This is a genomic window from Bacillus sp. EU63, from assembly GCF_038592915.1.
In the GTDB taxonomy this organism is placed as follows: domain Bacteria; phylum Bacillota; class Bacilli; order Bacillales; family Bacillaceae; genus Bacillus; species Bacillus velezensis.
In genome coordinates, this window is sequence record NZ_CP151944.1 from 3,001,824 (window position 1) to 3,027,261 (window position 25,438).

A 25,438-nucleotide genomic window follows, 5' to 3' on the forward strand; every position below is an offset into this window, starting at 1 on the left:
AAAAGACCCGTGCGTAAGCGCCGGGTCTTCGTTTTTATGATTGAAATACGCCGTCCTCTTTCAGCTTTTTCAGACTGATCGGAAGCACCGAATCTTTCATAATGAAACTGAATTTTTTATTTCGGGGGAGATTCTCCGGCAGTTCGCTGAACAGCACCGGCCCCTTTGTTTCAAAATAGTCAGCCTGTTTTTCAAGCTTTTCAATATCGGCAAAATAAATATTCTTCACGATTACCTTTTCCCTGCCGAGAACTTTATACTGTCCGACGTACTTCAGATGTCTTACCGCGGCACCGGTTTCTTCTTTCACCTCGCGCAGGGCCGCTTCCTCCGCACATTCCATCGGCTCCACTTTTCCGCCCGGAAATTCAAACCCCCGGTCTTCATGCTCGGTCAAAAGCCACTTATCTCCATATCGGCATATGACCCATACGTGCTTCGGGCTGTCTGAAAAAGGCTGGTGTTCAAAGGAGAGCTGAACAGTGTTCTGATAATAGTCTTTAAACTCGTACATGTTTATCCCTCTAATCCGTTCCTTCATATCTTCCATACATCATACCACAGTTGCGTTTGTTCGGAAGCCCTTTATCAAAAATTCAGAGGAAAACCATCATACCCGCTAGTATAGCCTCCTTTGAAGCAAATGTTACGGTTTGCGCTTGAATTTATTTTTCAGGGTATCCAATAGGTCGACGAGCACCTGCGGAACCGGTATGCCCAGCGAGCTTGCCGTAATCACGATCTGAACCGATTCGTATAAGATATAAAACATGATAGCCAAATTACGGATGGCGCCTTCGGTATGAAGCAGCTGGTCAAAAAAATGGCAAACTGAGACTAATGCCAGGGTCACGATTTTTTTGACCAGCCGCGCAAAAAGCTTTCTTGCGCTCAGCTGCTGCAAAAGAGATTCTTTTAAGCTTGTACTGATAAACTCAATCGCCATGACCGATAGCAAAATCAGAAACGAATACTGAAAACCTCCGAAGAAAAACCCCGCTGCCGACACGATCACTGCAAAAAACGAAAAGATGCCAAAGTCTTTGCCCACTTGATCCAACATCCTTTCACAGAAACGGCCTTACATTATTCTATGAAAAGTGAATGGAACGGACTGGATTTTTCAGAAAAATGGACAACACCTCTCTTCGGCAGCCAAATAAAAGACCGAGTGCTTTATAGCCCCGGTCTTCCCTTGTTGATTTATCCTAAATACGCTTTCAGCATCCAGTTATGTTTCTCGATATTCTGGTGAATGGCAAGCAGCATATCACCGGTCGTTTCGTCTCCTACCTCATCTGCGAGGTCCATGCCGCTTTTCAGCTCTTCCGCAATGACAGTGAAATCATCATAAATGTTCTGTACCATTTGTTCTGCGCTCTCATTGCCTTCCGCTTCTTTTACAGACGCTGTCTTCAATGATTCCGTCATTGTGCCGATCGGCTTGCCGTTTAATGCCAGCAGACGTTCTGCCAGATCATCAATATATGTAGCCGTTTCGTTATACAGCTCCTCGAACTTTTCATGCAATGTGAAAAAGTCCTTCCCTTTGACGTACCAATGATAGTTATGTAATTTCACATACATGACCGTCCAGTTTGCAACTTGCTTATTGACTGCATCCAATAGTTTTTCTGACATGCCTATCTTCCTCCTTTGGTTTACTATTGATATACCCTATATATCGTGTGTTAAAACATAAATTTTTAGCCCTTGATTTTACGGATGGAAAATATGTTATGATTTGTTAAAAAGGAGGGATTTCATGCTGCTTCTTCTGAGCTTCGGCTTTCTTATCGTGCTCGCCGTGCTGCTTTTATCCATCTGGTCGACTGTAAGAGCTTATAATGTAAAACATACGATTGACCCGCCGGAGGACGCATCAAAAGGCTTAACGGATAAAAAAGATCCTTAATGATGATGCGTCTGTTCCTCATGGCCGGAGGAATCATCGGCAGCTTCAGCATCCCCGACACGCACTTTTACAGTCGGCATATTATGCTGCTGTTTTGCCGTTACGTGGGATTGAACGGTATAGACACCCTCTTCATCAAATTCAGTCCGCAGGTGATACGCCCCTTTTTCCTCCTTGGCCTTGCTTGTTTTGCTGCTGCCTTTTTTTCCTTCTTTCCATACTTCAAACATGACTTCATCCGCATCCGTGACACGCTTGCCGCCGTAAAAAACCTCCGCCTTGTATTCCGCTTTTTCATGCGGTGCTGCCGTTTCCGGTCCTGTAAGCTTGACCTCAAGCGCTTTAGGCTCCTCATCCGCGGAGGTTTTGTCCGAATTGCCCCCGCAGGAAGATAATAAAAATACCATACCGCACATACCTGCCAATACAGCCCGTTTCATCCCATCACTCCTTTATGTTTGCTTCTATTTTAGCAAACGCTTACACACAAGGTGTGACATTTTTTAGAAATATGTAAAAAAGCCTTTTTGCATGTCAGCAAAAAGGCCTGTTTTTTATCCGAACACTTTCAGCAAATCTTCTTTATCCTGTGACAGCCAGAAACGCATCAGGCGTTTCGCGCCTTCTAAATCATGAAGTTTCGCCTGGCCGCACTGTTTTTCGTTGGCCGCCGGAATCTCCGTAATATCGATGGCTTCTTTCAGCGTAGCGTCAAGCAGGTCCACAATTTCTTCCGCTGTCGGCTCGCCGCTGACAACAAGATAATAGCCTGTCTGGCAGCCCATCGGTGAGATATCTATGATGTCGAAGTGATCGTATTTCTCAGAATGTGTGCGAATCGTAAACGCAAGCAAGTGCTCAAGCGTATGAATCGTATCCGGCTTCATCGCCTGTTTGTTCGGCTGGCAGAAGCGAATGTCAAACTTATTCACGACGCCGTCTGTTCCGACTTTATGCACTCCGCAATGTCTTACATACGGAGCCACAACCGCATTATGGTCAAGCTCAAAACTTTCTACTGAAGGCATAATGGCACTCCCTTTTTTTCAGAATATGCATCCATTATAACACAGTTTTCCGATAAGAATTGTGGCGGAAGCTTTTCAATCTGAAATTTTTTTTCTATACTAGCATCAGAAAGGTGGTTTTTTGATGAAAACCATAATGATTGCGTTCATCCGCGGATACCAGAAGTTCATCTCTCCGCTGACACCGCCGTCATGCCGCTTTTATCCGACGTGTTCACAGTACGGAATCGAAGCCGTCAAGACTCACGGCGCATTAAAAGGCGGATGGCTGACACTGAAGCGGATTTTAAAGTGCCACCCTTTTCATCCGGGCGGTGTTGATCCCGTACCGGACAAAAAACAAAAACATTAGTCCATATGCTGGTAGCCGTCGATCACCAGATCAAGTTTACCGGTTTCAGGATCAATCACCAGACCGTGCACCGGCACATTGTCAGGGAATAGCGGATGGTGTTTAATGACGTTTACGCTGTCTGTAACACTCGCTTCTACTGAATCAAAGCTTTTCAGCCATTGATCAAGATCAACTCCTGAGTGCTTCAGCATGTCAATCCGCTCTTTCGGAATACCGCGGTCGATAATTTTATCAAGCATATCCTCGCTGTTGATTTTGCTCATGCCGCAATCATGGTGGCCGATAACGCAGACTTCATCGGCGTTTAATTCGTATACGGCCACTAAAAGGCTGCGCATGATACTTCCGAACGGGTGGGCGACAAGCGCGCCGGCACTTTTAATAATTTTCACATCGCCGTTTCGCATGTTCATCGCATGCGGAAGCAATTCTACAAGACGCGTGTCCATACAAGACAAAATCGCCATCTTTTTATCCGGGAATTTAGATGTTTGGTATTTTTCATAATCTTTGTTTTTAGTGAACTGCTCATTAAATTGCATGATATCGTTTAGAAGACTCATCTTGGTGTTTCCTTTCTTCTTTTTTATTCACAATATAACATAAGACGGGTCAATTCGTCACTCCCCGCACGAGATGACAAAGTGCTCAATAAATAAGACAAACCCCATTGGGCTTGTCTTATTTCCCCATATTGTATTTTTTGTTGAACTGTTCGACTCTCCCGCCTTTTTCGTTGAATTTTTGGCGGCCTGTATAAAACGGATGCGTATCTGAGCTGACTTCTACTTTAATCAGCGGGTATGTTTTTCCGTCTTCCCACTCTGCCGTTTCCTCTGACGTTTTCGTAGAATGGCTTAAAAAGCGGTAGCCGCTGTTCACATCTTGAAAAATCACCTGATGGTTATCCGGATGAATATCTTTTTTCATGCTGATCTCCCTTTCTCAAATCGTAATGATTACGTTTTATTTTAAACCTTAAATAACCGCTTGTCAATCATATATGCCCTGATCCCTTGGTTTCTAAACCCTGCACATATATGGAATCAGAAGAATAATCTAATCGCTTCAGCAAATAATATAACCACATTACATAATACGGTAATTTAGAAAGGCGGTTTATGATCGTGGATGATTTAGTGTTAGCCAGAAGCCTGTTCGGGACAACCATGGGCTTTCATATTATTTTTGCGACGCTTGGTGTCGGCTTGCCTCTGATGATTTTAATGGCTGAATTGATTTATCAGAAAACAAAAGATCCGCATTATGCCATTATGGCGAAAAGGTGGACGAAGGCGCAGGCTGTTCTGCTCGGCGTGGCGATACCGACCGGAACGATCGCGGGTACACAGCTTGCCCTTTTGTGGCCCGGATTCATGGAAGTCATCGGCAGGGTGATGTCACTCCCGTTTCAGATTGAAATTTATGCTTTCTTTATCGAAGCGCTGTTTATGTCCATTTATGTCTACGCCGCTGACCGGCTGACTCCGGCGATGCGCATCATTGCCGTTATTTTCGTTTTGATCGGCGCCGCGGCATCCGCCGTCTTAATCACAAATGTTCACGCATTTGAAGGAACGCCGGCCGGCTTTAAAATTTTAAACGGCAAAATCACTGACGTCGAACCGTGGGCAGCGTTTTTTAATCCAAGCTTTTTCACCACCGCGGGCCATGTCGTACTGACGGCTTTCATGACCGGTGCATTTATCGTTGCGTCAGTTGCGGCTTATAAAATGCTGAGAACGAGAAAACAGGAGCAGGTATACCGCTTTCACCGAAAAGCGCTGCTGCTCGCCTTAACGATCGGCGGGATATTCTCCATTCTTGCCTCTTTAAACGGTCACGAGTCAGCCCAGCTTCTTTACGAATACCAGCCTGAGAAGCTTGCGGGCGCAGAAGGGCTGTTTGAAACTAGATCACACGCTCCGCTTGCGATCGGGGGTTTTACTGACGCAAAAGAAGAAAAAGTAAAATGGGCGATAGAAGTACCCTGGGCTTTAAGCTTTTTGGCTGCAAACAGCTTTGATACCGTCGTCAAAGGATTGAACGCGTTTCCGAAAGACGAGTGGCCGCCTTTATTCATCCATACACTTTTTAACGGAATGGTCGGCATCGGGATGCTGCTCATTTTGTACTCAATCGTCGGCATCGTCTGGAGAAAAATTTTAAAGAAAGACAGCTTTCCGACTTGGCTTTTGATTTTATTTTTAACCGCAGGACCGCTTAGTCTGATCGGAATTGAATTCGGGTGGATATTCGCTTGTACGGGGCGGCAGCCATGGGTGATTTACCATCTCTTGAAAACGTCTGATGTCGTCACGACAACCGGTTCAATCGGTTTGCTGTTCATCCTGTTTACGGTCGTTTACGCCATTTTGGCAGCCGCAGTCATTTATGTGCTGCTTTATTATTTCCGCAAACATCCTGTTGAAGAGGATGTAAAAGCGGCGGAATCCTAACAATAGAAAGGGCTGAATTGAAATGGACATTACCATGGATGCTCTCATTGCGATATCAATCGTATGGGGCTTCGTGTTTATCTACGCGGTCATGGCAACGATGGACTTCGGAGCAGGCTTTTGGTCGATGATTTATTTAAATAGAGAACAAACAAAGGCGACAAACATCGCCAACCGTTATTTGTCCCCGACATGGGAAGTGACCAACGTCTTTATCGTCGCGATCGTTGTCGCCCTATTCAGCTTCTTTCCAGGGGCAACCTTCGTGCTGGGAACCGTTTTATTGATCCCGGGGAGTATTATTTTGCTGCTTTTGGCCATCCGCAGCGGCTTTCTCGTCTTCTCCAATACTGCGAAGGAAAGAAAAATCATGAGATATATCTCCGGAATTTCGGGCTTCATTATTCCCGCTGTTCTGATTTTGGTCCTTCCGGTCACACACGGAGGATTTATTGAGAAGACGGGCGGCGTGTATCACCTGAATTTGGAAAATGTCTTTACAAGCCTTAATGCGTATGCGTTTATCGGCTTTGCCATTTTAAGCACTTTATTTTTATCCTCACTGCTTCTGGCCGATTTTTCAAATGTTGCGGAAGAGGAGCATGCGTACCGCATCTACAGACGGAGCTCTTTACTAACAGGGCCGCTGTCGCTTCTGTTTGCCTTCTTCATTATGCTGACATTACGCTCTGAAGCCGGCTGGCTGTATACGGGGATGATGAAAGACAAGACATGGCTCATTCTGTCTGTCATTACATTTATCATTGCCGGCGTGGCTCTGTTTTTGCCGAATAAGCGCTTCGGCCGCAACCTCGGCAAACCGAGAATCGCCATGATCGCCATTGCGCTTCAATACTTTCTGGCAAGCTATGCATACGGACGGGCGCATCTTCCTTATATGATTTATCCGGATATTACGGTCATGTCAGGATTTACGGAGCCGGCAACCTTCAGGGCGCTGTTTATGACGTATATCGTCGCTTTCATCATTTTGTTTCCCGGGTTTTATTTCTTCTGGAAGCTCTTTATGAAAGACAGACGTTATATCCGCCAGGAGGAATAACAGAAATCAGGGCGGCTCATACTAATGGCGTACCTTTTATCTTGGAGGGGAGCCAGCATGGACCAAAAAATTCTGTGTGAAGTCAATAACTGTTCATATTGGGGCAGAGGAAACAAATGCACGGCCGACGCTATTTATGTGGTCAGCCATACAGGCGAAACCGCTGAAAAAAGTGAAGAAACGGATTGCAAAACCTTTAAACCGCATGATTTATAAAAGAAAAGAGCTGTTTTATACAGCTCTTTTTAATTTCCGCGCCGCAAGCCTTTTTGAAATCAGCCCTTGAGCCGGAGAAAACAGAAAGGCCAGCAGAAAAAACACGCCGGTCATCGCAGCCATCGCACCTGAAATTGACACGTTGAGCCATGTGGCGGCGCCATATCCCAATACGGCTGACAGCCCGCCGATACCCGCACTGATGAAAAGCATGGAAGAAAGGCGGTTTGTCAGTAAATAGGCGGCTGCAGGCGGTACAATCAGCATCGCAACGACTAAAACCGCTCCCACTGAATCAAAAGAAGCAACCGTCGTAAGCGACAGCATACCCATCTGCACATAATGAATGACCAGGACAGGAATGCCGATGGCTATCGCCATTTCCGGGTCAAAGGCGGCGATTTTAAATTCTTTATAGCAGCAGACAATCAGCAGCACATTGATGATAAGCACAGATAAAATCATCCAAAACGCTTTAGGGCCGATATCAGCGCCGAACAGCTGAGCTGTATTCCACGGAACGAAAGCAATTTCTCCCATAAGCGAATGTTCTATATCAAGATGTACATGCTTGCCGTATACAGACAGCAGAATGACGCCGACCGCAAACAAGGACGTAAAAACGACACCGATAGCCGCGTCAGACTGCACGCCTTTACTGTGCAGAAACTGTACGAAAAAAGCCGTCAGCAGCCCGGATGCCGCAGCCCCGATAAACATCGGAATTCCGTTAAGGGCTCCCGTCACAAGGAAAGCGCCGACAATTCCGAGCAGCACCGTGTGGCTGATCGCGTCAGCAAGCATCGCCATGTTTCTCAGCACAAGAAAAGTGCCGATTAACGCGCAGCTCACGCCGACTAAGATTCCCGTTGCGATAATCCACGCTTCATAACTCATTGTAAGCGCCTCCTTTCTCCTTTTGAAGTGATTCATTCGGCATTCGCCCGTGCAATCGTAAAAGCTGCAAAAGCTTTTCTTTCAGTTCTTTCGGCAGAAGATCCGGATGAAATTCGTCCCTGGCGGCCGTTTCTATACCGGCCAGTTCCGTTTCATGCATGAGGTAAACTTCATACATGCGCTGTGATAAGACAATTTCGTATCCCTTCGTCAGCCCTGCCTCCGTCATCCGCCATTGTTCGGCTCCGCTGCGCTTGAGGTATCCCTTTTTCTCCAGTTTCCTGATAGGGCGCTCCCATTCTTTTTTCAACATCTGCCCGGTGACTGAGGTTTCATTCGTTTGTTCACTCATCTCGTAAATAGCTGAGAGCGTTTGTTCAAAAGCGGTCTTTTTTCTCAGCCGGAAAAGTTTAACCGTCTTTGACACCAGTCCGCGATCCGGAGCGAATAATAGAGAAAACAGAAAAACGGAAGACGCGCTTAAAATAATTAACGGCCCGGTCGCCATACCGTCCGTCGTCGTACTTAAAAGCGTTCCCGCCACACCGGATAACCCGCCGATTAATCCGGACAGCACGATCATGACCGTTAAACGCTCCGTCCAATACCTTGCGGCGATCGCCGGCGTAATAAGCATGGCCGCCATTAAGATGACACCGACCGTCTGCAGCCCGATCACAACCGCACAAACAATTAAAAAAACCAGCAGTCCGTTCAGAAACCTGACAGGCAGTCCCGCCCCTTTCGCAAATGCCATATCAAATGTGATCAATTTGAATTCCTTAAAAAAGACGGCGCACAATAAAAGCAGAACGGCAGAAATGACTCCGATGATGACAATGTCCTGTTTAACGAGTGACGCCGCCTGACCGAATAAAAAAGAATCAAGCCCGCTCTGGCTTCCGGAACCGAGTCTTTGAATATAGGTCAGAAGAATAATGCCGATCCCGAAAAACACGGACAATACGATGCCGATCGCAGAATCCTCCTTCGTTTTTGAATGCTCCGTGATGTTCTGGATGCACCAAGTTCCAGCAAGCCCCGCGGCAGCCGCTCCGATCAAGAAGAACAGCATCGTCTTTTCTCCGGCAATGAGAAACGCAAGACATACTCCGGGCAAAGCCGAATGAGCCATGGCGTCGCCGATCAGACTCTGCCTCCTGAGAAGCACAAAGCTTCCCAGCACGCCGCTTGCCATGCCGAGAAGCAAAGTTCCCGCCAACACCCATTGGGTATTCGGTTCCTGAAGCTGAAGCCATATATGATGCAGCGCCATCAGCCCGTTCCCCCTTCGGCCAGGAGGTGATCTTTCAAAAATGCAAGCCTTCCTCCGTACGTTTTTTGTAAATTTTCGATTGTAAACACGTGTTCAGTCGGTCCGAAAGCAATCTTTCTCATGTTCAGCAGCAGCATCCAATCGAAATACTCCTTTGCCGTCTGCAGGTCATGATGGACGACGAGCACGGTTTTTCCTTTTTGTTTTAATTCCGTCAACAGCGTGATAATCGCCCGCTCCGTAGCGGCGTCAACTCCCACAAACGGTTCATCCATAAAGTATATATCCGCATCCTGACATAAAGCCCGGGCCAGAAAAACCCGCTGCTGCTGGCCTCCTGAAAGCTGGCTGATCTGCCTTTTGGCATAATCAAGCATACCGACCTTATCCAAACAGGCTTCAGCAAAATCAATATCACGTTTTTTCGGACGCCTGCACCAGCCGATATGCCCATATCTTCCCATTAAAACGACATCCAGAGCGCTTGTCGGAAAATCCCAATCCACAGAACCGCGCTGCGGAACATAGCCGATCCTCTTCCGCTCCTTTTCTGATGATTTCCCATAAATAGAGACCGTTCCGGAGGCGCTTGGCGTTAATCCTAAAACAGCTTTTATCAACGTTGATTTTCCGGCTCCGTTCGGCCCGATAATCCCGATCAGTTTTCCTTCCGGCACCTGCATGGTGACGTTCTGCAGGACCGGTTTTTTGTGATAGGCTACCGTCACATTTTCAATGCTGACAGGATACACGTCATTCTCTCCCTTCCTGTTTATTTTAATGAGCTGACAATCGTATCTATGTTATGGACGAACATACCGGCGTACGTGCCCTCTTTTGTCCCCTTTTCGCCCATGGCATCTGAATACAGCCAGCCGCCGACCGAAACATCATGACCTTTTTCTTTGGCGCCCTCAACAACCGCGTTTATTGACTTTTTCGATACGCTGCTTTCCGTAAACACAGCTTTAATTTCCTTATCCGCAAGCAGACTGACAAGCTTTTGAACATCTTTCAGTCCGTAATCAGAGTCAGTGCTCAGCCCTTGAAGTCCTCTGACCTCAAATCCGTATTCCTTGCCAAAATACGCAAAGGCATCATGTGCTGTAACTAGTACACGGCTTTTTTCGGGAATTGTCCCGATCTTTTCTCTCGATTTTTTATCTAAATATTTCAAATTCTCTTTATACTCTTGGGCGTTTTTTGTAAAGTCGTCTGCATATTCCGGTTTTGCTTTTTTTAATTGCGCTTCGATTTCGTCAACGGCATACAGCCATAACGGAATGCTGAACCATACATGCGGATCATACATATTCTCACCCGCTGGAATCAATTTCTCCTTCGGTATTGATTCAGCCACTGCTGCGGACGGCTTTTGCCTGCTGATTTTCGTTAACATATGCTCCATTTTCCCCTCTAAGTGAAGTCCGCTGTATAAAACAACATCCGCCTCCGTTAATTTTTTCGTATCTCCTTGTGATGCTTTATAAAGATGCGGGTCGACTCCAGGCCCCATCAGTGACGTCACTTCAACATGGTCTCCGCCGATATGTTCAGCGGCGTCAGCCACCTGAGAAGTGGTAGCCGTAATCGTGAGCTTTCCTTTTTGTCCGCCTGAAGATTCAGAGCTGCATGAAGACAATGCAAAACAAACCATCAGCACAGACGCCATTACACTGCTTTTTTTCATATCCGTCCCCTTTCCTTTGTCCCGTTCTCTTTTAAATGTGATGTTGATGTCAGTCTTATGACAATTCTTTATATTTAAGAACAAATGATTGATACAGGACAAAAAGTTTCCTTTGTGCAAAAATATCGCACGCACTCACATTTGTCAAGTGTCCGCTCATTAAAAAAACCGGCTGATACAGCCGGTTCAAACGGGGGAAGGGGTGATGATGAACAGTTTCAATATAACAGCAGCTTACAGGCAGCTCAACACGCTGAAATGTCTTTTTATCAGTTGTTTGTCGTAAAAACGTCCATTTGGGTGACGTATTTTCTCATTATTTCCTGATTGACTTCGACACCCAGTCCGGGACCGTCCGGAACAGAGATGAATCCCTCTTCGATATGGATGTCGGGAGTGACAATATCCTCCTCCCAGTATCGGTCTGATGAGGAAATATCACCCGGTATCGTAAATTGCGGCAGCGAAGCAAGCGCGACTGTCTGCGCTCTCGAAATGCCGGTTTCAAACATTCCGCCGCACCAAACCGGCATGTGATGCTCTCTGCATAAGTCATGTATTTTTAAAGCCTCTGTCAGGCCTCCTACACGGGCCGGTTTTATGTTAATGATTTTACAGCTCCCAAGCTCAATCGCCCGCCTTGCGTCATCATATGAGCATATGCTTTCATCAAGGCATACCGCGGTTCTCAAGTGTTTCTGCAGGTGGCGGTGATCGACAATATCATCTGCCTGAAGCGGCTGTTCTATCATCATGAGCTGGAATTCATCCAACTCTTTCAGCCTGCTGATGTCTTTCAGTTCATATGCCGAGTTGGCATCCGCCATCAGCGGCACGTTCGGAAAACGGCTGCGGATGGCTCTGACCAGATCAACGTCATGGCCGGGCTGAATTTTTATTTTTATACGTTGATAACCTTCTTTTACGTATTGCTCAATTTCCCGAAGCATCTCATCAGCCGAAGCCAGACCCACCGCCACGCCGGCGGGCACTTTATCTCTTTTGCCCCCTAAGGCTTCTGCGAGTGATATCTCTTTTTTCTTGGCATATAGATCCCACACGGCTGATTCAAGCCCCGCTTTTGCCATGCGGTTTCCTTTGAAACGCGCGAGACTGTCAGGCACCTCTGACGGATGGAAAAACTCGCGGCCTACGACATTCGGGATGAAAAAATCTCTCAGCATATGCGCGCATGTCTGAATCGTTTCTTCTGTATACCACGGAGAAGAAAACGCCGATACCTCCCCCCAGCCGGTTCTCCCGGTTTCATCGATCGCTTCCACGATCAAAAATTTACGGTCCTGCAACGTTTCAATACTTGTTTTAAACGGTTTTTTCAGCCTCATACTTACATGATAAAGGGTGATTTTTTCAATCTTAATCATGACAATTCTCCTTTACGAAGCTCATTCAGCCGATGTCTCATCAGTTTATTGGACGCGTTCCGCGGGAGCTCGTCAACCTCGAAAAAAGCAGCCGGTATTTTATATTTTGCAAGCCGCTCACGGCAAAAGACGGTCAGCTCCTCAGAACTGACAGAAGAAGTCAGCACAAGAAAAGCATGCGGCACTTTCCCCCACTTCGGATCTTCGGCTCCCGAAACACCGGCCTCCGCTACAGCCGGATGGGCAAGCAGCGCCGCTTCCACTTCTGCCGGGTAGATATTTTCTCCGCCTGAAATAATGAGGTCCGACCGCCTGTCCAGCACGTATAAAAACCCTTCATCATCCAAATAGCCAAGATCGCCCGTTTTAAACCATCCATTATGAAAAGCGGCCTGGTTTGCGTCGTCACGATGGTAATACCCTTTCATTACATTCGGGCCTTTCACCGTAATTTCACCGTGTTCAAACGGCGCACAAGGGTTTCCGTCTTTTTCAATTCTAATTTCGCATGAAAACAGCGGTTTACCGGCCGAGCCGAGCTTGTCCATGCTGAATTCCGGAGAAAGCGTGACAATCTGCGAGCAGGTTTCAGTCAAGCCGTAAGATTGGAATACCGGAAATTGTTTCCTGCGGCATTCTTCAAGGAGCGGCAGCGGTGCCGGCCCCCCGCCAAGCAGAATGCAGCGCAGTGATTCAGGACATTGTTCAGTTTCCGCAAGCAGGCCCGAAAGCATGGTCTGCACCGCTGAAATGATCGTGACCTGATGGGAACTGATGCTGTCCAGCACATCAGTGACAGAAAATTTTTGATGAAGCACGACAGGCATGCCGTAAATGACCGACTTAAACAGCGCAGACAGACCGCTGATATGAAACAGCGGCAGCGCAATAAGCCAGCGGTCCCGCTCCGTGACCCCCAGATTCAGCGCAGACGATACAGCGCTGGAATAATGATTACCGAAAGTCTGCTGCACCCCCTTCGGCCTTCCCGTTGTTCCTGACGTATACATAAGAGTCGCCGTATCATCAAGCGTTACATAAGCTTCAGGTTCAATGTCACCCGCCTCTTCAGCCTGCAGCTCGTCCACATCTAAGGCGGCAACCGCAGATTCATATTCTTTGCGGCAAAAGCCGTCCTCCGTCAATAAAAGCTTTGCCTGTGAATCTTCGAGCTGAAACAACCGTTCCTGTTTTGAGAGTTTCGTATTCAACAGCACAGCTTCCGCCCCTAATAAGAAGCATGCATGAACGGCATAAACCATTTCCGGTCTGTTAGAAAGCAAAATCGCGGCCCGGTCTCCTTTTTTAAGCGAGCAGTATTTGGACAGCCGCGCGGCCATTTGTTTAGAAGCATGATATAATTCTCTGAATGTCATCTGTTTGTTTTCAAATATGAGAGCGATTCTCTCTGGTGTCAGCTGAGCCCTTTGAATGAGCCAATTCGGCTGTTCTGTCAGCATGTTATCATCTCCGAGGTAAAAGTACTTTTTTTGAAAAGAAAACAGCTTGGACCAGAGCGGCTCAAGCTGTTTCGTAGTTTCATCTGATCACGGAAAACGAGGGAATTGACCGAAATCGGGACTGCGTTTCTCTTTAAAGGAATCGCGGCCTTCTTTCGCTTCGTCAGTCGTGTAATAAAGAAGCGTTGCATCTCCTGCAAATTGCTGAATTCCGGCGAGGCCGTCTGTATCTGCGTTAAATGCCGCTTTAAGGAAACGAAGGGCTGTAGGGCTTTTCTCAAGCATTTCTTCACACCATTTAATTGTTTCCTCTTCAAGTTTCTCTAATGGAACAACCGTATTGACAAGCCCCATGTCGAGCGCTTCCTGCGCGTTGTATTGACGGCACAGGTACCAGATTTCACGGGCTTTCTTATGTCCGACGATACGCGCCAGGTAACCTGAGCCGTAACCGGCGTCAAAGCTTCCCACTTTCGGTCCGGTTTGGCCGAAAATCGCATTATCGGCCGCAATCGTTAAATCACAGACGATATGAAGCACATGGCCTCCGCCGATGGCATAGCCTGATACCATCGCTACGACCGGTTTAGGAATAACACGGATCAAACGCTGAAGATCAAGCACATTCAGACGCGGGATCTGATCGTCTCCGACATATCCGCCGTGACCGCGGACTTTTTGGTCTCCGCCTGAACAGAATGCTTTATCTCCCGCTCCCGCAAGAACGATGACACCAATATTGGAGTCATCACGCGCACAAGCAAACGCGTCAATCATTTCTGATACCGTCTTAGGAGTAAATGCGTTATGTACCTCCGGGCGGTTAATTGTTATTTTTGCAATACCGTTATACGTCTCGTACAGGATTTCATCGTACTGACGTTCACTTTTCCATTCTGCAGCCATTGATATGACCTCCTTCATTTTTGCCTGAGTCCGGCCGAAAAGCTATTTTCTTTATGCTTTACAAGCCGTATAAAAACTCACTTACTATCTTACCAAAAATTCGCGGCTGTTCCACATGTACCGTGTGCCCCGCCTGTTTAACAACCTCTATTTTACTTGATGGGAGCAGGTTATGCACCTTTTGATTAATAGCGCAAAACTTTTCATCCCATTCACCGCATATGAGCAGGACGGGCGCCTTGATGCGGTGTAATGCCTCCCACCAGGAAGGCTGTGAGCCCGTCCCCATTCCGAGCAGGCTTCCTGCAAGTCCGGACGGATTATTTTTCAGCCTGCCGGCACGGATGGACGCCTTTACGCTGTCCGGCAGAGAAAGCTGCGTGGCAAACAACGGAATGCCCTCCCAATAATCGACAAACGATGTTATACCTTCCCGCAATATAAAGTCAGCAAGCTTCCGGTCTGACTGAATCCGCTTTTTACGTTCCTGAAGCGTGCTGAGGCCCGGGGTTGTACTTTCCAAAACAAGCGCTGACACCCGATTCGGAAATGCCTGTGCAAAGGAATACGCAAGTCTTCCCCCCATAGAATAACCAATAAGTTTCACTTTGTGAAGTTTTAATTGATCAAAAACGGCAGCAAGGTCCGCAACCTGCCGGCTCGCACTGTACCTTGCCGCTTGCACAGGCGCGTCTGTCTCCCCGTGACCCAGGCAGTCAATCATCACCATTCGTTCGCCGGGAAACATGCCGCGTAAAAACATCCATGATTCTTTGCTGCCCGTAAATCCATGCAGACAAACAATAGCATCAGACGATTCGTGTCCGCTATCAGCAGCCCGATAGCATACGCCGTCGGCCGTTCTAACAGTTACAGTTTCCATTCTTTTTTCACTTCCCGCACTGCGGCCTGCAGCAGATCGCGATGGAATTGAACTCTTGATGTCCGATCTGTTTTCAGCTCGATTATATGAAGTCCGGGCTTGTCCGCCTGCGGCTGATACGCATCCTTAAATGCTTCCCATGTCTCAGGGCAAGTATACGTCCCGCCGTACAGTGCGGCGGCATGCCGGAAATCAAGACCCGTCGGCGTACCGAACAGTTCTTCAAAATGAGTCTTATCAGATGCCTGCGGCAAAAACGAGAAAATCCCGCCGCCATCATTGTTTATTAAAATAACCGTAAGCGGAATTCCAAGTTTTTTAGCCGCTAACAGCCCGTTTAAATCATGGTAAAACGATAAATCTCCAATTACAAGCGTGACAGGAGCTTTTGTACCCTCACACAGTCCCATAGCTGAGGAGACAACTCCGTCAATGCCGTTAGCGCCGCGGTTGGCATAAACACGGAAGGAACGATCTTGTTTTTCAAAGAACGTATCCACGTCGCGAATCGGCATGCTGTTGCCGACAAAAATCGAACTGCCTTCAGGGACAAGGTGCTGAAGCTGACGATATACATTTCCTTCAAATGATAAATCATCCATGTTCGCGGCCTGTAAATGACTCCGGAACCGGTCATTGACAAATTGCCATTTCTCAAGCCATCCGGACGGCCGTTTTCCGGTTTCAGCTGAACGGACCGCTTCCAAAAACACAGACGGATGGCAATGAATCATATGCGCGCCGGCCTGGGTGGGATCTCTCCATCCTCCGTCTTCATCGACGATAAACTGCTCAATGGCAGGATCATCTCTGAGCCATAAAAAGAGCGGTTTGGAAACCGGCATCGGACCGAAGCGGATCACAGCGTCAGGGCGCAGCACCTCTTTTATTTCTTCATCTTTTAAAAACGAGTCATAAGCATCAATAATCAGCGTCTTATCATGCTCCCCGTTTCGGAGGTTTGAAAGCGGATCAGCCAAAATCGGGAACTGAAGCATCTCGGCAAGCGCAATGATTTGCTGCTTTTCTGCTTCACCGTGAATTTCGCCGCAGACGATCATACCTCTTTCGGTCCCCGCGAGACGCTCTGTAATATGACAGAGAGAATCTTGATCAGCTGACTGAATCCCTGTTGTGACTGAGACGTGCCGCCCCTTTCTCATTCTTTCAAAAGGTCCGGCTGATAAATCCGGCATCAAAGGCTCTCTGAGCGGCACATTGATATGGACTGGCCCCATCGGACGCTTCCCGGCTTCACTTACGGCTCTGCCGGCCAATGTTCTGATATAGCTCAGCATTTGAGGATTTTCCTCAGGCAGAGCCGAGTCTGTGAAAAACTTAACAAAGTTACCGAACAGAAAATGCTGGTTAATCGCCTGAGGCGCCCCCACTTCCCTCAATTCATGAGGCCGGTCAGCAGTCAGGACAATAAGCGGCACTCTTGAATAATGAGCTTCAATCACGGCCGGATAGAAGTTAGCCGCTGCCGTTCCTGACGTACAAATCAGCATGACCGGACGCTGGCGGGCTTTTGCAAGACCGAGTGCGAAAAAACCTGCGGACCGTTCATCAATCTGTATATGGACTTGAATATCCGGGTGGGCCGCCGCCAAAACCGCCAAGGGAGTTGACCTCGATCCCGGGCAAACAACCGCGTCGGTGACACCCGATAGAGCGAATTCATCAATAAAGCTTCCGATATAATGTGTAATCGGGTTTGTCAAAGCCTTTCACCTCCTAAAGCAGAGATCATCGGCTTTAGTTTAATTTGTGTTTCTTCATATTCTGATTGCGGATCTGAATCTTCAACAATACCACAGCCTGCGAAAAGCCGCGCACTTTTGCCTTCAATCAGCCCTGATCGGATAGCCACGACAAATTCTCCGTTTTCCCTGCCGTCCATCCAGCCGATCGGAGCCGCGTACCATCCGCGTGTCATCGGTTCAATATCAGCGATAACTTCAACAGCTTTCTGCTGGGGAGCTCCGCCCAATGCCGGTGTGGGATGCAGCTTTTCAATTAAATCAAACAGCGAAGCGGACGTTTTAAGATAGCCTGTGATCGGCGTATATAGATGCTGAACACTTTTTGTTTTATATAATTGCGGACCTGCAGGCTTTTTCACATCGCTGCAGCTCGACAAGAAAGAATCGTGTATCATCTGAACCACAAAATCATGTTCCGCGAGATTTTTTTCGTCATGCAGCAATTCATTGCCGAGACGGTCATCTTCTTGTTGATTTTCTCCGCGCTTAATTGAACCTGCCAGACAGGTGGACATGACGTCTTTGCCGGATTTTTTGATCAGCCGTTCCGGTGAAGCGCCGACAAAGCATTTATCTCCCTGCTCAATCGCAAAAACATAGCTTGTCGTTTGGTCTTTCAAAAGCTTACGGACAACGCTCTCTGCCGGAATAGGCCCATCATATGACAAAACGACTTCCCTTGCCAGCACGACTTTATCATATTGATTTGCTTTCATATCATTTGTTGCTGTTTTAATGGCTTCAAGCCAGTTTTCCACATCAAGTTCTTCCGCTTTTGTTAAAACAGGATATTCTTCATACTCAATTGAAGAAACTGAAAAAGCTTCCGAATAAGATTTCAGACGTTTCAGCGTATCTTCTGCCTGATTACCGTCTGCTGCCCATTGATTGACGGTTAAATAATCACCATCTGCCGTCTTTGTCAGCATGAGTGAGGGGATAAAGAACAGCCCTTCTTCGAACCCGTTCCATTCGTCTCCTCTCTCTTCAGCGGGATTAAATGAAAAACCGCCGAATAAGACAGGGCCGACCGCGGTATGCGCCGCCTCTTCTTCTTCATGAATATGAAAAGCCATCTTTTTAAAGCGCTCCCATTGTTCAAAAACGTCGTGATAACGCTTTCCATTTTTTTCATTCGATTGGAACAGCGCTTCTGTGCCAAGACCGACTATTGTTAATTCACTACCGGGTTCTGACCAAAAAAATCGTTTGCCTTTATATTTTTTTGCTCCGTCTTTGAAAAATGATAGAGGGTCTAAAGACGCAATACGTCTTGAATAGCTCAATAAGACAGCATGGTTGACTTGTTTGGCTTTATGTAATGCATGATCTGCTTCCTCTCGGAACGTATGCTGCACCGTTGTCACCATGAGACATTCCTCCATAATCCGTTAAATGCTTTTAATACAATACACCTGTGATGACTTTGTGTCAAACACACAGATTTGAGCACGACAAAATGCCTGCATTTCTTATTATAAACCTTTTTGCGCAAATGAATAAAGAAACAAACTTGAATTTTCTTTCCCCACTCTCGGCAATCACTGTATCCTTTTACTTCCTCATGGGAAAATGACTATTTTTATCCACCATTTTTCTGTGCAAAAGCGTTCATACTAACAGTAAGCATCACATAGAAACGAGGGATTGATGTGCTTACAAACGAACAGATCACACACTTAAAAAAAGAATTGGAAGAAGCCAGACATGATATTTTGAGCCGCTTTAAAGAAAATGATCAATTTCAGTTAACTGATGAATTCCCGTATCAGTCATCCGGCGAATTGTCTTCCTATGACAATCATCCTGGCGATCAGGCGACCGAATTATACGAGCGGGAAAAAGACCTGGCTCTGCTCGACCATGAACGGGAGCACCTTCGCGACATTGATTACTCTCTGAAACAAATTGAAAACGGCACATACGGCACATGTGAAGTCAGCGGCAAGGACATTCCTTATGACAGACTTGAAGCTCTGCCGACGGCTACGACATTGGCGGAATATTCCTCGCAGGATGCCGTTTCCAAAGACAGGCCGATTGAAGAGGAAACACCGTTCGGACAGTTTGAATTTGATGATGATGAATCAATCCGGGCGGCTTACGATAGTGAAGATGCTTATCAGGATGTTGAGGAATACGGAAACTCAGAAACGCCTCAGGATTTAGAGGATCCTCCGCTCAGCTATGGGGATATGACAATGAACTCAGAAGAAAACATCGGCTATGCTGAGGATTATGAAAACTTTATCGCGACAGATATTACCGGAAAAAACATTTCCGTGTATCCAAGCAAAGCACACGAAAAATATGAACAGGAACTTGACGAAGAAAGAATTATGACGACATTCGGCGATCTTCATGCTGATTAAAACCCCGGCCTGCCGGGGTTTTTGAATACAAATAAATGGTTTGCTGCATTTTCACACTGAAAACTCATACACTTAATGGTGCATGAACCTTTTAAAAGGTTTAATCTTTCCAAAAAAGGGAACTAATGTATTGACATTGAATGGCGGAGGGAACAAATGAAAAAGAAGTATATCGGTGCGATTATTGTATTTATCATTACATATGTCTTGTTTTCTTTAGCGGGGGTTCTCTTTCCCATCGACCGGGAATGGTATGACGCGCTGCAAAAAACCGACTGGACGCCGAGCGGATCAGTGATCGGTATCATATGGGCGGTTTTGTTTGCGCTTATTTCGCTCTCAGCAGCCTTGATATACGCAAAGTTTTCATGTAAAGAATCCAAAGCTTTTTGGGTGATGCTTCTCATCAATTATATCGTGAATCAAGGATTCAGCTATTTTCAATTCACACAGAAAAGTTTGCTTGCTGCATCTATCGATTGCCTGCTTGTGGCGGTGACAACACTCATTCTGTTGCTCATTGCCGGTAAATACAGTAAAGCTTCAGCCTGGCTTCTGGTTCCTTATTTATTATGGAGCGCTTTTGCCACATACCTGTCTTTTACCATTTATGCTATGAACGCATAATAAAAAACCTTGCATAGTATGCAAGGTTTTTTTAATGACCCGTACGGGATTCGAACCCGTGTTACCGCCGTGAAAGGGCGGTGTCTTAACCGCTTGACCAACGGGCCTTATGGCGGAGAAGGAGGGATTTGAACCCTCGCGCCGCTTACACGACCTACACCCTTAGCAGGGGCGCCTCTTCAGCCACTTGAGTACTTCTCCGTATGGCTCCACAGGCAGGATTCGAACCTGCGACCGATCGGTTAACAGCCGATAGCTCTACCACTGAGCTACTGTGGAAAAATCATCATGGTGGGCCTGAGTGGGCTCGAACCACCGACCTCACGCTTATCAGGCGTGCGCTCTAACCAGCTGAGCTACAGGCCCATGACAATATAAAAATGGAGCGGGTGATGGGAATCGAACCCACGACATCAGCTTGGAAGGCTGAGGTTTTACCACTAAACTACACCCGCATGTTGTTTGGGGCGATTGATGGGAATCGAACCCACGAGTGCCAGAGCCACAATCTGGTGCGTTAACCACTTCGCCACAACCGCCAAAACAATATTAAATTAAATGGTGGCTCGGGACGGAATCGAACCGCCGACACACGGATTTTCAGTCCGTTGCTCTACCAACTGAGCTACCGAGCCTTTTTATAAATGGCGGTCCGGACGGGACTCGAACCCGCGACCTCCTGCGTGACAGGCAGGCATTCTAACCAACTGAACTACCGGACCATTTTTTGGTTGCGGGGGCAGGATTTGAACCTGCGACCTTCGGGTTATGAGCCCGACGAGCTACCGAACTGCTCCACCCCGCGATGATAATTAAATTAGATATGGCGGAGGAAGAGGGATTCGAACCCCCGCGGGCTTTGACACCCCTGTCGGTTTTCAAGACCGATCCCTTCAGCCAGACTTGGGTATTCCTCCGTATAAGTGGTGGACCTTGTAGGACTCGAACCTACGACCGGACGGTTATGAGCCGTCTGCTCTAACCAACTGAGCTAAAGGTCCAATGGTAGCGGCGGAGGGGATCGAACCCCCGACCTCACGGGTATGAACCGTACGCTCTAGCCAGCTGAGCTACACCGCCAAAAAACAATTAAAATCAAGTGGAGCCTAGCGGGATCGAACCGCTGACCTCCTGCGTGCAAAGCAGGCGCTCTCCCAGCTGAGCTAAGGCCCCAAAATGGTCGGGAAGACAGGATTCGAACCTGCGACCCCATGGTCCCAAACCATGTGCTCTACCAAGCTGAGCTACTTCCCGTTTTCAAAAGTATGTATGGCGCGCCCGAGAGGAGTCGAACCCCTAACCTTTTGATCCGTAGTCAAACGCTCTATCCAATTGAGCTACGGGCGCAACAATAAGTGCCGAGGGCCGGACTTGAACCGGCACGGTAGTCACCTACCGCAGGATTTTAAGTCCTGTGTGTCTGCCAATTCCACCACCCCGGCATGGATGGTATAGTATAGTTGGAGCGGAAGACGGGATTCGAACCCGCGACCCCCACCTTGGCAAGGTGATGTTCTACCACTGAACTACTTCCGCGTTTGGCAATGCGGATGAAGGGACTTGAACCCCCACGTCTGTAAAGACACTAGAGCCTGATTCTAGCGCGTCTGCCAATTCCGCCACATCCGCAAGAAAAACATGGTGAGCCATGAAGGACTCGAACCTTCGACCCTCTGATTAAAAGTCAGATGCTCTACCAACTGAGCTAATGGCTCTTATTACAAGAGACTCATATAGTATAACATATAAAGGTGGTGCCGGCAAGAGGACTTGAACCCCCAACCTACTGATTACAAGTCAGTTGCTCTACCAATTGAGCTACACCGGCTTAATACGCCAACTTATGTATGATAGGAATGGTGGAGGATGACGGGCTCGAACCGCCGACCCTCTGCTTGTAAGGCAGATGCTCTCCCAGCTGAGCTAATCCTCCATATATTACACTTACGTGTAATAGCTTGGCGGCGTCCTACTCTCACAGGGGGAAACCCCCGACTACCATCGGCGCTGAAGAGCTTAACTTCCGTGTTCGGCATGGGAACGGGTGTGACCTCTTCGCTATCGCCACCAAACCATTGAGAGTGTTCTCTCAAAACTAGATAACAGTAAGCATACATTCAAATTGGTTAAGTCCTCGATCGATTAGTATCTGTCAGCTCCATGTGTCGCCACACTTCCACCTCAGACCTATCAACCTGATCATCTTTCAGGGATCTTACTTCCTTGCGGAATGGGAAATCTCATCTTGAGGGGGGCTTCATGCTTAGATGCTTTCAGCACTTATCCCGTCCGCACATAGCTACCCAGCGATGCCCTTGGCAGAACAACTGGTACACCAGCGGTGCGTCCATCCCGGTCCTCTCGTACTAAGGACAGCTCCTCTCAAATTTCCTGCGCCCGCGACGGATAGGGACCGAACTGTCTCACGACGTTCTGAACCCAGCTCGCGTACCGCTTTAATGGGCGAACAGCCCAACCCTTGGGACCGACTACAGCCCCAGGATGCGATGAGCCGACATCGAGGTGCCAAACCTCCCCGTCGATGTGGACTCTTGGGGGAGATAAGCCTGTTATCCCCGGGGTAGCTTTTATCCGTTGAGCGATGGCCCTTCCATGCGGAACCACCGGATCACTAAGCCCGACTTTCGTCCCTGCTCGACTTGTAGGTCTCGCAGTCAAGCTCCCTTGTGCCTTTACACTCTGCGAATGATTTCCAACCATTCTGAGGGAACCTTTGGGCGCCTCCGTTACCTTTTAGGAGGCGACCGCCCCAGTCAAACTGCCCACCTGACACTGTCTCCCCGCCCGATAAGGGCGGCGGGTTAGAAGGTCAATACAGCCAGGGTAGTATCCCACCGATGCCTCCACCGAAGCTGGCGCTCCGGTTTCCAAGGCTCCTACCTATCCTGTACAAGCTGTACCAACATTCAATATCAGGCTGCAGTAAAGCTCCACGGGGTCTTTCCGTCCTGTCGCGGGTAACCTGCATCTTCACAGGTACTATAATTTCACCGAGTCTCTCGTTGAGACAGTGCCCAGATCGTTGCGCCTTTCGTGCGGGTCGGAACTTACCCGACAAGGAATTTCGCTACCTTAGGACCGTTATAGTTACGGCCGCCGTTTACTGGGGCTTCAATTCGCACCTTCGCTTACGCTAAGCGCTCCTCTTAACCTTCCAGCACCGGGCAGGCGTCAGCCCCTATACTTCGCCTTACGGCTTCGCAGAGACCTGTGTTTTTGCTAAACAGTCGCCTGGGCCTATTCACTGCGGCTCTCTCGGGCTTGCACCCTAACAGAGCACCCCTTCTCCCGAAGTTACGGGGTCATTTTGCCGAGTTCCTTAACGAGAGTTCTCTCGATCACCTTAGGATTCTCTCCTCGCCTACCTGTGTCGGTTTGCGGTACGGGCACCTCTCACCTCGCTAGAGGCTTTTCTTGGCAGTGTGGAATCAGGAACTTCGCTACTATAATTCGCTCGCCATCACAGCTCAGCCTTCACGGGAAACGGATTTGCCTATTTCCCAGCCTAACTGCTTGGACGCGGATATCCAATACCGCGCTTACCCTATCCTCCTGCGTCCCCCCATTGCTCAAATGGTGAGGAGGTGGTACAGGAATATCAACCTGTTATCCATCGCCTACGCCTTTCGGCCTCGGCTTAGGTCCCGACTAACCCTGAGCGGACGAGCCTTCCTCAGGAAACCTTAGGCATTCGGTGGAGGGGATTCTCACCCCTCTTTCGCTACTCATACCGGCATTCTCACTTCTAAGCGCTCCACAAGTCCTTCCGGTCTTGCTTCACAGCCCTTAGAACGCTCTCCTACCACTGTTCGAAGAACAGTCCGCAGCTTCGGTGATACGTTTAGCCCCGGTACATTTTCGGCGCAGAGTCACTCGACCAGTGAGCTATTACGCACTCTTTAAATGGTGGCTGCTTCTAAGCCAACATCCTGGTTGTCTAAGCAACTCCACATCCTTTTCCACTTAACGTATACTTTGGGACCTTAGCTGGCGGTCTGGGCTGTTTCCCTTTCGACTACGGATCTTATCACTCGCAGTCTGACTCCCAAGGATAAGTCATCGGCATTCGGAGTTTGACTGAATTCGGTAACCCGGTAGGGGCCCCTAGTCCAATCAGTGCTCTACCTCCGAGACTCTTACCTTGAGGCTAGCCCTAAAGCTATTTCGGAGAGAACCAGCTATCTCCAGGTTCGATTGGCATTTCACCCCTACCCACACCTCATCCCCGCACTTTTCAACGTGCGTGGGTTCGGGCCTCCATTCAGTGTTACCTGAACTTCACCCTGGACATGGGTAGATCACCTGGTTTCGGGTCTACGACCACGTACTCAATTCGCCCTATTCAGACTCGCTTTCGCTGCGGCTCCGCATCTTCTGCTTAACCTTGCACGGGATCGTAACTCGCCGGTTCATTCTACAAAAGGCACGCCATCACCCGTTAACGGGCTCTGACTACTTGTAGGCACACGGTTTCAGGATCTCTTTCACTCCCCTTCCGGGGTGCTTTTCACCTTTCCCTCACGGTACTGGTTCACTATCGGTCACTAGGGAGTATTTAGCCTTGGGAGATGGTCCTCCCGGATTCCGACGGAATTTCACGTGTTCCGCCGTACTCAGGATCCACTCAGGAGAGAACGAAGTTTTGACTACAGGGCTGTTACCTCCTATGGCGGGCCTTTCCAGACCTCTTCATCTACCTCGTTCCTTTGTAACTCCGTACAGAGTGTCCTACAACCCCAAGAGGCAAGCCTCTTGGTTTGGGCTGGTCCCGTTTCGCTCGCCGCTACTCAGGGAATCGCATTTGCTTTCTCTTCCTCCGGGTACTTAGATGTTTCAGTTCCCCGGGTCTGCCTTCTCATATCCTATGTATTCAGATATGGATACCACTCCATTACGAGTGGTGGGTTTCCCCATTCGGAAATCTCCGGATCAAAGCTTGCTTACAGCTCCCCGAAGCATATCGGTGTTCGTCCCGTCCTTCATCGGCTCCTAGTGCCAAGGCATCCACCGTGCGCCCTTTCTAACTTAACCGTTAAAAAGAATCACTACGTGATATCTTGCATTACTAATTGAATGTGAATTACTTCTGTTATCTAGTTTTCAAAGAACAACGCATAGG

24 protein-coding genes, 21 tRNA genes and 2 rRNA genes are annotated in these 25,438 nt (G+C 48.0%); 7 read left to right on the forward strand and 40 right to left on the reverse strand.

Annotated features, from left to right (window positions below):
• Positions 1 to 34: 34 nt before the first annotated feature.
• The 3 genes from ytkD to NYE38_RS14920 all read right to left on the reverse strand — a co-directional run bounded on the left by ytkD (position 35) and on the right by NYE38_RS14920 (position 1,641).
• Positions 35 to 514, reverse strand: a complete 480-nt coding sequence (gene ytkD / locus NYE38_RS14910) for an RNA deprotection pyrophosphohydrolase (protein WP_003152244.1) — start codon at positions 512 to 514, stop codon at positions 35 to 37.
• Positions 515 to 646: 132 nt separating this feature from the next.
• Positions 647 to 1,051, reverse strand: a complete 405-nt coding sequence (locus tag NYE38_RS14915; RefSeq protein WP_007408834.1) for a holin family protein — start codon at positions 1,049 to 1,051, stop codon at positions 647 to 649.
• A 152-nt stretch (positions 1,052 to 1,203) separates the two neighbouring features.
• A complete protein-coding gene (locus tag NYE38_RS14920) occupies positions 1,204 to 1,641 on the reverse strand; it encodes a Dps family protein (RefSeq protein WP_007408835.1) in 438 nt (145 codons plus the stop codon).
• Between the two features lie 124 nt (positions 1,642 to 1,765).
• Here NYE38_RS14920 and ytzI point away from each other — a divergent pair, with 124 nt between their 5' ends.
• Positions 1,766 to 1,915, forward strand: coding sequence for a YtzI protein (gene ytzI / locus NYE38_RS14925; RefSeq protein ID WP_014418700.1), 150 nt, complete (start codon positions 1,766 to 1,768; stop codon positions 1,913 to 1,915).
• Here the strand turns inward: ytzI and NYE38_RS14930 are convergent.
• Positions 1,912 to 2,355 (reverse strand): FixH family protein, encoded by a 444-nt coding sequence (locus tag NYE38_RS14930; RefSeq protein WP_014418701.1) that lies wholly within the window; start codon positions 2,353 to 2,355, stop codon positions 1,912 to 1,914. The two genes, ytzI and NYE38_RS14930, sit on opposite strands and share 4 nt — an antisense overlap.
• Before the next feature lie 114 nt (positions 2,356 to 2,469).
• A complete protein-coding gene (locus NYE38_RS14935; protein ID WP_003152237.1) occupies positions 2,470 to 2,943 on the reverse strand; it encodes an S-ribosylhomocysteine lyase in 474 nt (157 codons plus the stop codon).
• A 124-nt stretch (positions 2,944 to 3,067) separates the two neighbouring features.
• Here NYE38_RS14935 and yidD point away from each other — a divergent pair, with 124 nt between their 5' ends.
• Positions 3,068 to 3,295: a membrane protein insertion efficiency factor YidD gene (gene yidD / locus NYE38_RS14940; RefSeq protein WP_007408838.1), complete on the forward strand. Its 228-nt coding sequence runs from the start codon at positions 3,068 to 3,070 to the stop codon at positions 3,293 to 3,295.
• On the opposite strand, the gene NYE38_RS14945 is transcribed toward yidD, so the two are convergent.
• Positions 3,292 to 3,861, reverse strand: coding sequence for a carbonic anhydrase (locus NYE38_RS14945; protein ID WP_003152233.1), 570 nt, complete (start codon positions 3,859 to 3,861; stop codon positions 3,292 to 3,294). The two genes, yidD and NYE38_RS14945, sit on opposite strands and share 4 nt — an antisense overlap.
• A gap of 118 nt (positions 3,862 to 3,979) precedes the next feature.
• Complete coding sequence (locus NYE38_RS14950) at positions 3,980 to 4,228, reverse strand: type B 50S ribosomal protein L31 (protein ID WP_003152229.1); 249 nt, start codon at positions 4,226 to 4,228, stop codon at positions 3,980 to 3,982.
• Positions 4,229 to 4,425: 197 nt separating this feature from the next.
• On the opposite strand from NYE38_RS14950, the gene NYE38_RS14955 reads away from it, so the two are divergent.
• Genes NYE38_RS14955 through NYE38_RS14965 form a run of 3 tightly spaced genes read left to right on the forward strand, consistent with a single transcriptional unit; the run spans position 4,426 to position 7,036 of the window.
• Positions 4,426 to 5,757 (forward strand): cytochrome ubiquinol oxidase subunit I, encoded by a 1,332-nt coding sequence (locus tag NYE38_RS14955; protein ID WP_025649757.1) that lies wholly within the window; start codon positions 4,426 to 4,428, stop codon positions 5,755 to 5,757.
• A gap of 22 nt (positions 5,758 to 5,779) precedes the next feature.
• Positions 5,780 to 6,820 (forward strand): cytochrome d ubiquinol oxidase subunit II, encoded by a 1,041-nt coding sequence (locus NYE38_RS14960; protein ID WP_021494497.1) that lies wholly within the window; start codon positions 5,780 to 5,782, stop codon positions 6,818 to 6,820.
• A gap of 57 nt (positions 6,821 to 6,877) precedes the next feature.
• The gene (locus NYE38_RS14965; RefSeq protein ID WP_007408842.1) at positions 6,878 to 7,036 is read left to right on the forward strand and encodes a DUF1540 domain-containing protein; all 159 of its coding nucleotides are present in this window, start codon (positions 6,878 to 6,880) and stop codon (positions 7,034 to 7,036) included.
• A gap of 15 nt (positions 7,037 to 7,051) precedes the next feature.
• Here the strand turns inward: NYE38_RS14965 and NYE38_RS14970 are convergent, their stop codons facing one another.
• The 10 genes from NYE38_RS14970 to NYE38_RS15015 form a co-directional block, all read right to left on the reverse strand.
• Positions 7,052 to 7,933, reverse strand: a complete 882-nt coding sequence (locus tag NYE38_RS14970; protein WP_061862507.1) for a metal ABC transporter permease — start codon at positions 7,931 to 7,933, stop codon at positions 7,052 to 7,054.
• Entirely contained in the window at positions 7,923 to 9,209 is a 1,287-nt protein-coding gene (locus NYE38_RS14975; RefSeq protein ID WP_063636804.1) for a metal ABC transporter permease, read from the reverse strand. Before NYE38_RS14975 ends, NYE38_RS14970 begins: the two co-directional genes overlap by 11 nt.
• A complete protein-coding gene (locus NYE38_RS14980) occupies positions 9,209 to 9,961 on the reverse strand; it encodes a metal ABC transporter ATP-binding protein (protein WP_014418707.1) in 753 nt (250 codons plus the stop codon). Before NYE38_RS14980 ends, NYE38_RS14975 begins: the two co-directional genes overlap by 1 nt.
• 20 nt (positions 9,962 to 9,981) lie before the next feature.
• The gene (locus NYE38_RS14985; protein ID WP_017418426.1) at positions 9,982 to 10,899 is read right to left on the reverse strand and encodes a zinc ABC transporter substrate-binding protein; all 918 of its coding nucleotides are present in this window, start codon (positions 10,897 to 10,899) and stop codon (positions 9,982 to 9,984) included.
• A 269-nt stretch (positions 10,900 to 11,168) separates the two neighbouring features.
• The gene (gene menC, locus NYE38_RS14990; RefSeq protein ID WP_014418709.1) at positions 11,169 to 12,284 is read right to left on the reverse strand and encodes an o-succinylbenzoate synthase; all 1,116 of its coding nucleotides are present in this window, start codon (positions 12,282 to 12,284) and stop codon (positions 11,169 to 11,171) included.
• On the reverse strand, positions 12,281 to 13,744 hold the full coding sequence (locus NYE38_RS14995; protein ID WP_017418427.1) for an o-succinylbenzoate--CoA ligase: 1,464 nt from the start codon (positions 13,742 to 13,744) through the stop codon (positions 12,281 to 12,283). The genes menC and NYE38_RS14995 overlap by 4 nt, the downstream gene beginning before the upstream one ends.
• An 87-nt stretch (positions 13,745 to 13,831) precedes the next feature.
• Positions 13,832 to 14,650 carry a 1,4-dihydroxy-2-naphthoyl-CoA synthase gene (gene menB, locus NYE38_RS15000; RefSeq protein WP_003152221.1) on the reverse strand — a complete coding sequence of 273 codons (819 nt, stop codon included), beginning with the start codon at positions 14,648 to 14,650 and terminating at the stop codon, positions 13,832 to 13,834.
• Positions 14,651 to 14,708: 58 nt separating this feature from the next.
• Complete coding sequence (gene menH, locus NYE38_RS15005) at positions 14,709 to 15,533, reverse strand: 2-succinyl-6-hydroxy-2,4-cyclohexadiene-1-carboxylate synthase (RefSeq protein WP_017418428.1); 825 nt, start codon at positions 15,531 to 15,533, stop codon at positions 14,709 to 14,711.
• Positions 15,521 to 17,257, reverse strand: a complete 1,737-nt coding sequence (gene menD / locus NYE38_RS15010; RefSeq protein ID WP_017418429.1) for a 2-succinyl-5-enolpyruvyl-6-hydroxy-3-cyclohexene-1-carboxylic-acid synthase — start codon at positions 17,255 to 17,257, stop codon at positions 15,521 to 15,523. The genes menH and menD overlap by 13 nt, the downstream gene beginning before the upstream one ends.
• A complete protein-coding gene (locus NYE38_RS15015) occupies positions 17,254 to 18,669 on the reverse strand; it encodes an isochorismate synthase MenF (protein ID WP_017418430.1) in 1,416 nt (471 codons plus the stop codon). The genes menD and NYE38_RS15015 overlap by 4 nt, the downstream gene beginning before the upstream one ends.
• A gap of 282 nt (positions 18,670 to 18,951) precedes the next feature.
• Between NYE38_RS15015 and NYE38_RS15020 the strand changes: the two genes are divergently transcribed.
• Complete coding sequence (locus NYE38_RS15020) at positions 18,952 to 19,671, forward strand: TraR/DksA C4-type zinc finger protein (protein ID WP_017418431.1); 720 nt, start codon at positions 18,952 to 18,954, stop codon at positions 19,669 to 19,671.
• A gap of 156 nt (positions 19,672 to 19,827) precedes the next feature.
• Positions 19,828 to 20,298, forward strand: coding sequence for a tryptophan-rich sensory protein (locus tag NYE38_RS15025; RefSeq protein ID WP_014418714.1), 471 nt, complete (start codon positions 19,828 to 19,830; stop codon positions 20,296 to 20,298).
• Between the two features lie 35 nt (positions 20,299 to 20,333).
• On the opposite strand, the gene NYE38_RS15030 is transcribed toward NYE38_RS15025, so the two are convergent.
• From NYE38_RS15030 to NYE38_RS15140, 23 genes are all read right to left on the reverse strand, one after another.
• Positions 20,334 to 20,405, reverse strand: a tRNA-Glu gene (locus NYE38_RS15030).
• A gap of 3 nt (positions 20,406 to 20,408) precedes the next feature.
• Positions 20,409 to 20,499: transfer RNA gene (locus tag NYE38_RS15035), tRNA-Ser, on the reverse strand.
• A gap of 3 nt (positions 20,500 to 20,502) precedes the next feature.
• Positions 20,503 to 20,577, reverse strand: a tRNA-Asn gene (locus NYE38_RS15040).
• A 10-nt stretch (positions 20,578 to 20,587) separates the two neighbouring features.
• A tRNA-Ile gene (locus NYE38_RS15045) sits at positions 20,588 to 20,664 on the reverse strand.
• Positions 20,665 to 20,679: 15 nt separating this feature from the next.
• Positions 20,680 to 20,753 (reverse strand) — tRNA-Gly (locus tag NYE38_RS15050).
• 8 nt (positions 20,754 to 20,761) lie between these two features.
• Positions 20,762 to 20,837: transfer RNA gene (locus NYE38_RS15055), tRNA-His, on the reverse strand.
• Between the two features lie 20 nt (positions 20,838 to 20,857).
• Positions 20,858 to 20,933 (reverse strand) — tRNA-Phe (locus NYE38_RS15060).
• A 10-nt stretch (positions 20,934 to 20,943) separates the two neighbouring features.
• Positions 20,944 to 21,020 (reverse strand) — tRNA-Asp (locus NYE38_RS15065).
• 6 nt (positions 21,021 to 21,026) lie between these two features.
• A tRNA-Met gene (locus NYE38_RS15070) sits at positions 21,027 to 21,103 on the reverse strand.
• A gap of 19 nt (positions 21,104 to 21,122) precedes the next feature.
• Positions 21,123 to 21,215: transfer RNA gene (locus NYE38_RS15075), tRNA-Ser, on the reverse strand.
• A gap of 7 nt (positions 21,216 to 21,222) precedes the next feature.
• A tRNA-Ile gene (locus NYE38_RS15080) sits at positions 21,223 to 21,299 on the reverse strand.
• Between the two features lie 2 nt (positions 21,300 to 21,301).
• Positions 21,302 to 21,378: transfer RNA gene (locus NYE38_RS15085), tRNA-Met, on the reverse strand.
• Positions 21,379 to 21,398: 20 nt separating this feature from the next.
• A tRNA-Ala gene (locus tag NYE38_RS15090) sits at positions 21,399 to 21,471 on the reverse strand.
• 4 nt (positions 21,472 to 21,475) lie between these two features.
• Positions 21,476 to 21,552, reverse strand: a tRNA-Pro gene (locus NYE38_RS15095).
• Between the two features lie 16 nt (positions 21,553 to 21,568).
• A tRNA-Arg gene (locus tag NYE38_RS15100) sits at positions 21,569 to 21,645 on the reverse strand.
• Between the two features lie 9 nt (positions 21,646 to 21,654).
• Positions 21,655 to 21,740: transfer RNA gene (locus NYE38_RS15105), tRNA-Leu, on the reverse strand.
• Positions 21,741 to 21,759: 19 nt separating this feature from the next.
• Positions 21,760 to 21,834, reverse strand: a tRNA-Gly gene (locus NYE38_RS15110).
• A 9-nt stretch (positions 21,835 to 21,843) separates the two neighbouring features.
• Positions 21,844 to 21,927: transfer RNA gene (locus NYE38_RS15115), tRNA-Leu, on the reverse strand.
• Between the two features lie 10 nt (positions 21,928 to 21,937).
• Positions 21,938 to 22,013 (reverse strand) — tRNA-Lys (locus tag NYE38_RS15120).
• A gap of 37 nt (positions 22,014 to 22,050) precedes the next feature.
• Positions 22,051 to 22,126 (reverse strand) — tRNA-Thr (locus NYE38_RS15125).
• Between the two features lie 29 nt (positions 22,127 to 22,155).
• A tRNA-Val gene (locus NYE38_RS15130) sits at positions 22,156 to 22,231 on the reverse strand.
• Between the two features lie 23 nt (positions 22,232 to 22,254).
• A 5S ribosomal RNA gene (gene rrf / locus NYE38_RS15135) occupies positions 22,255 to 22,370 on the reverse strand.
• 50 nt (positions 22,371 to 22,420) lie between these two features.
• Positions 22,421 to 25,350: ribosomal RNA gene (locus NYE38_RS15140) — 23S ribosomal RNA — on the reverse strand.
• Positions 25,351 to 25,438 lie beyond the last annotated feature (88 nt).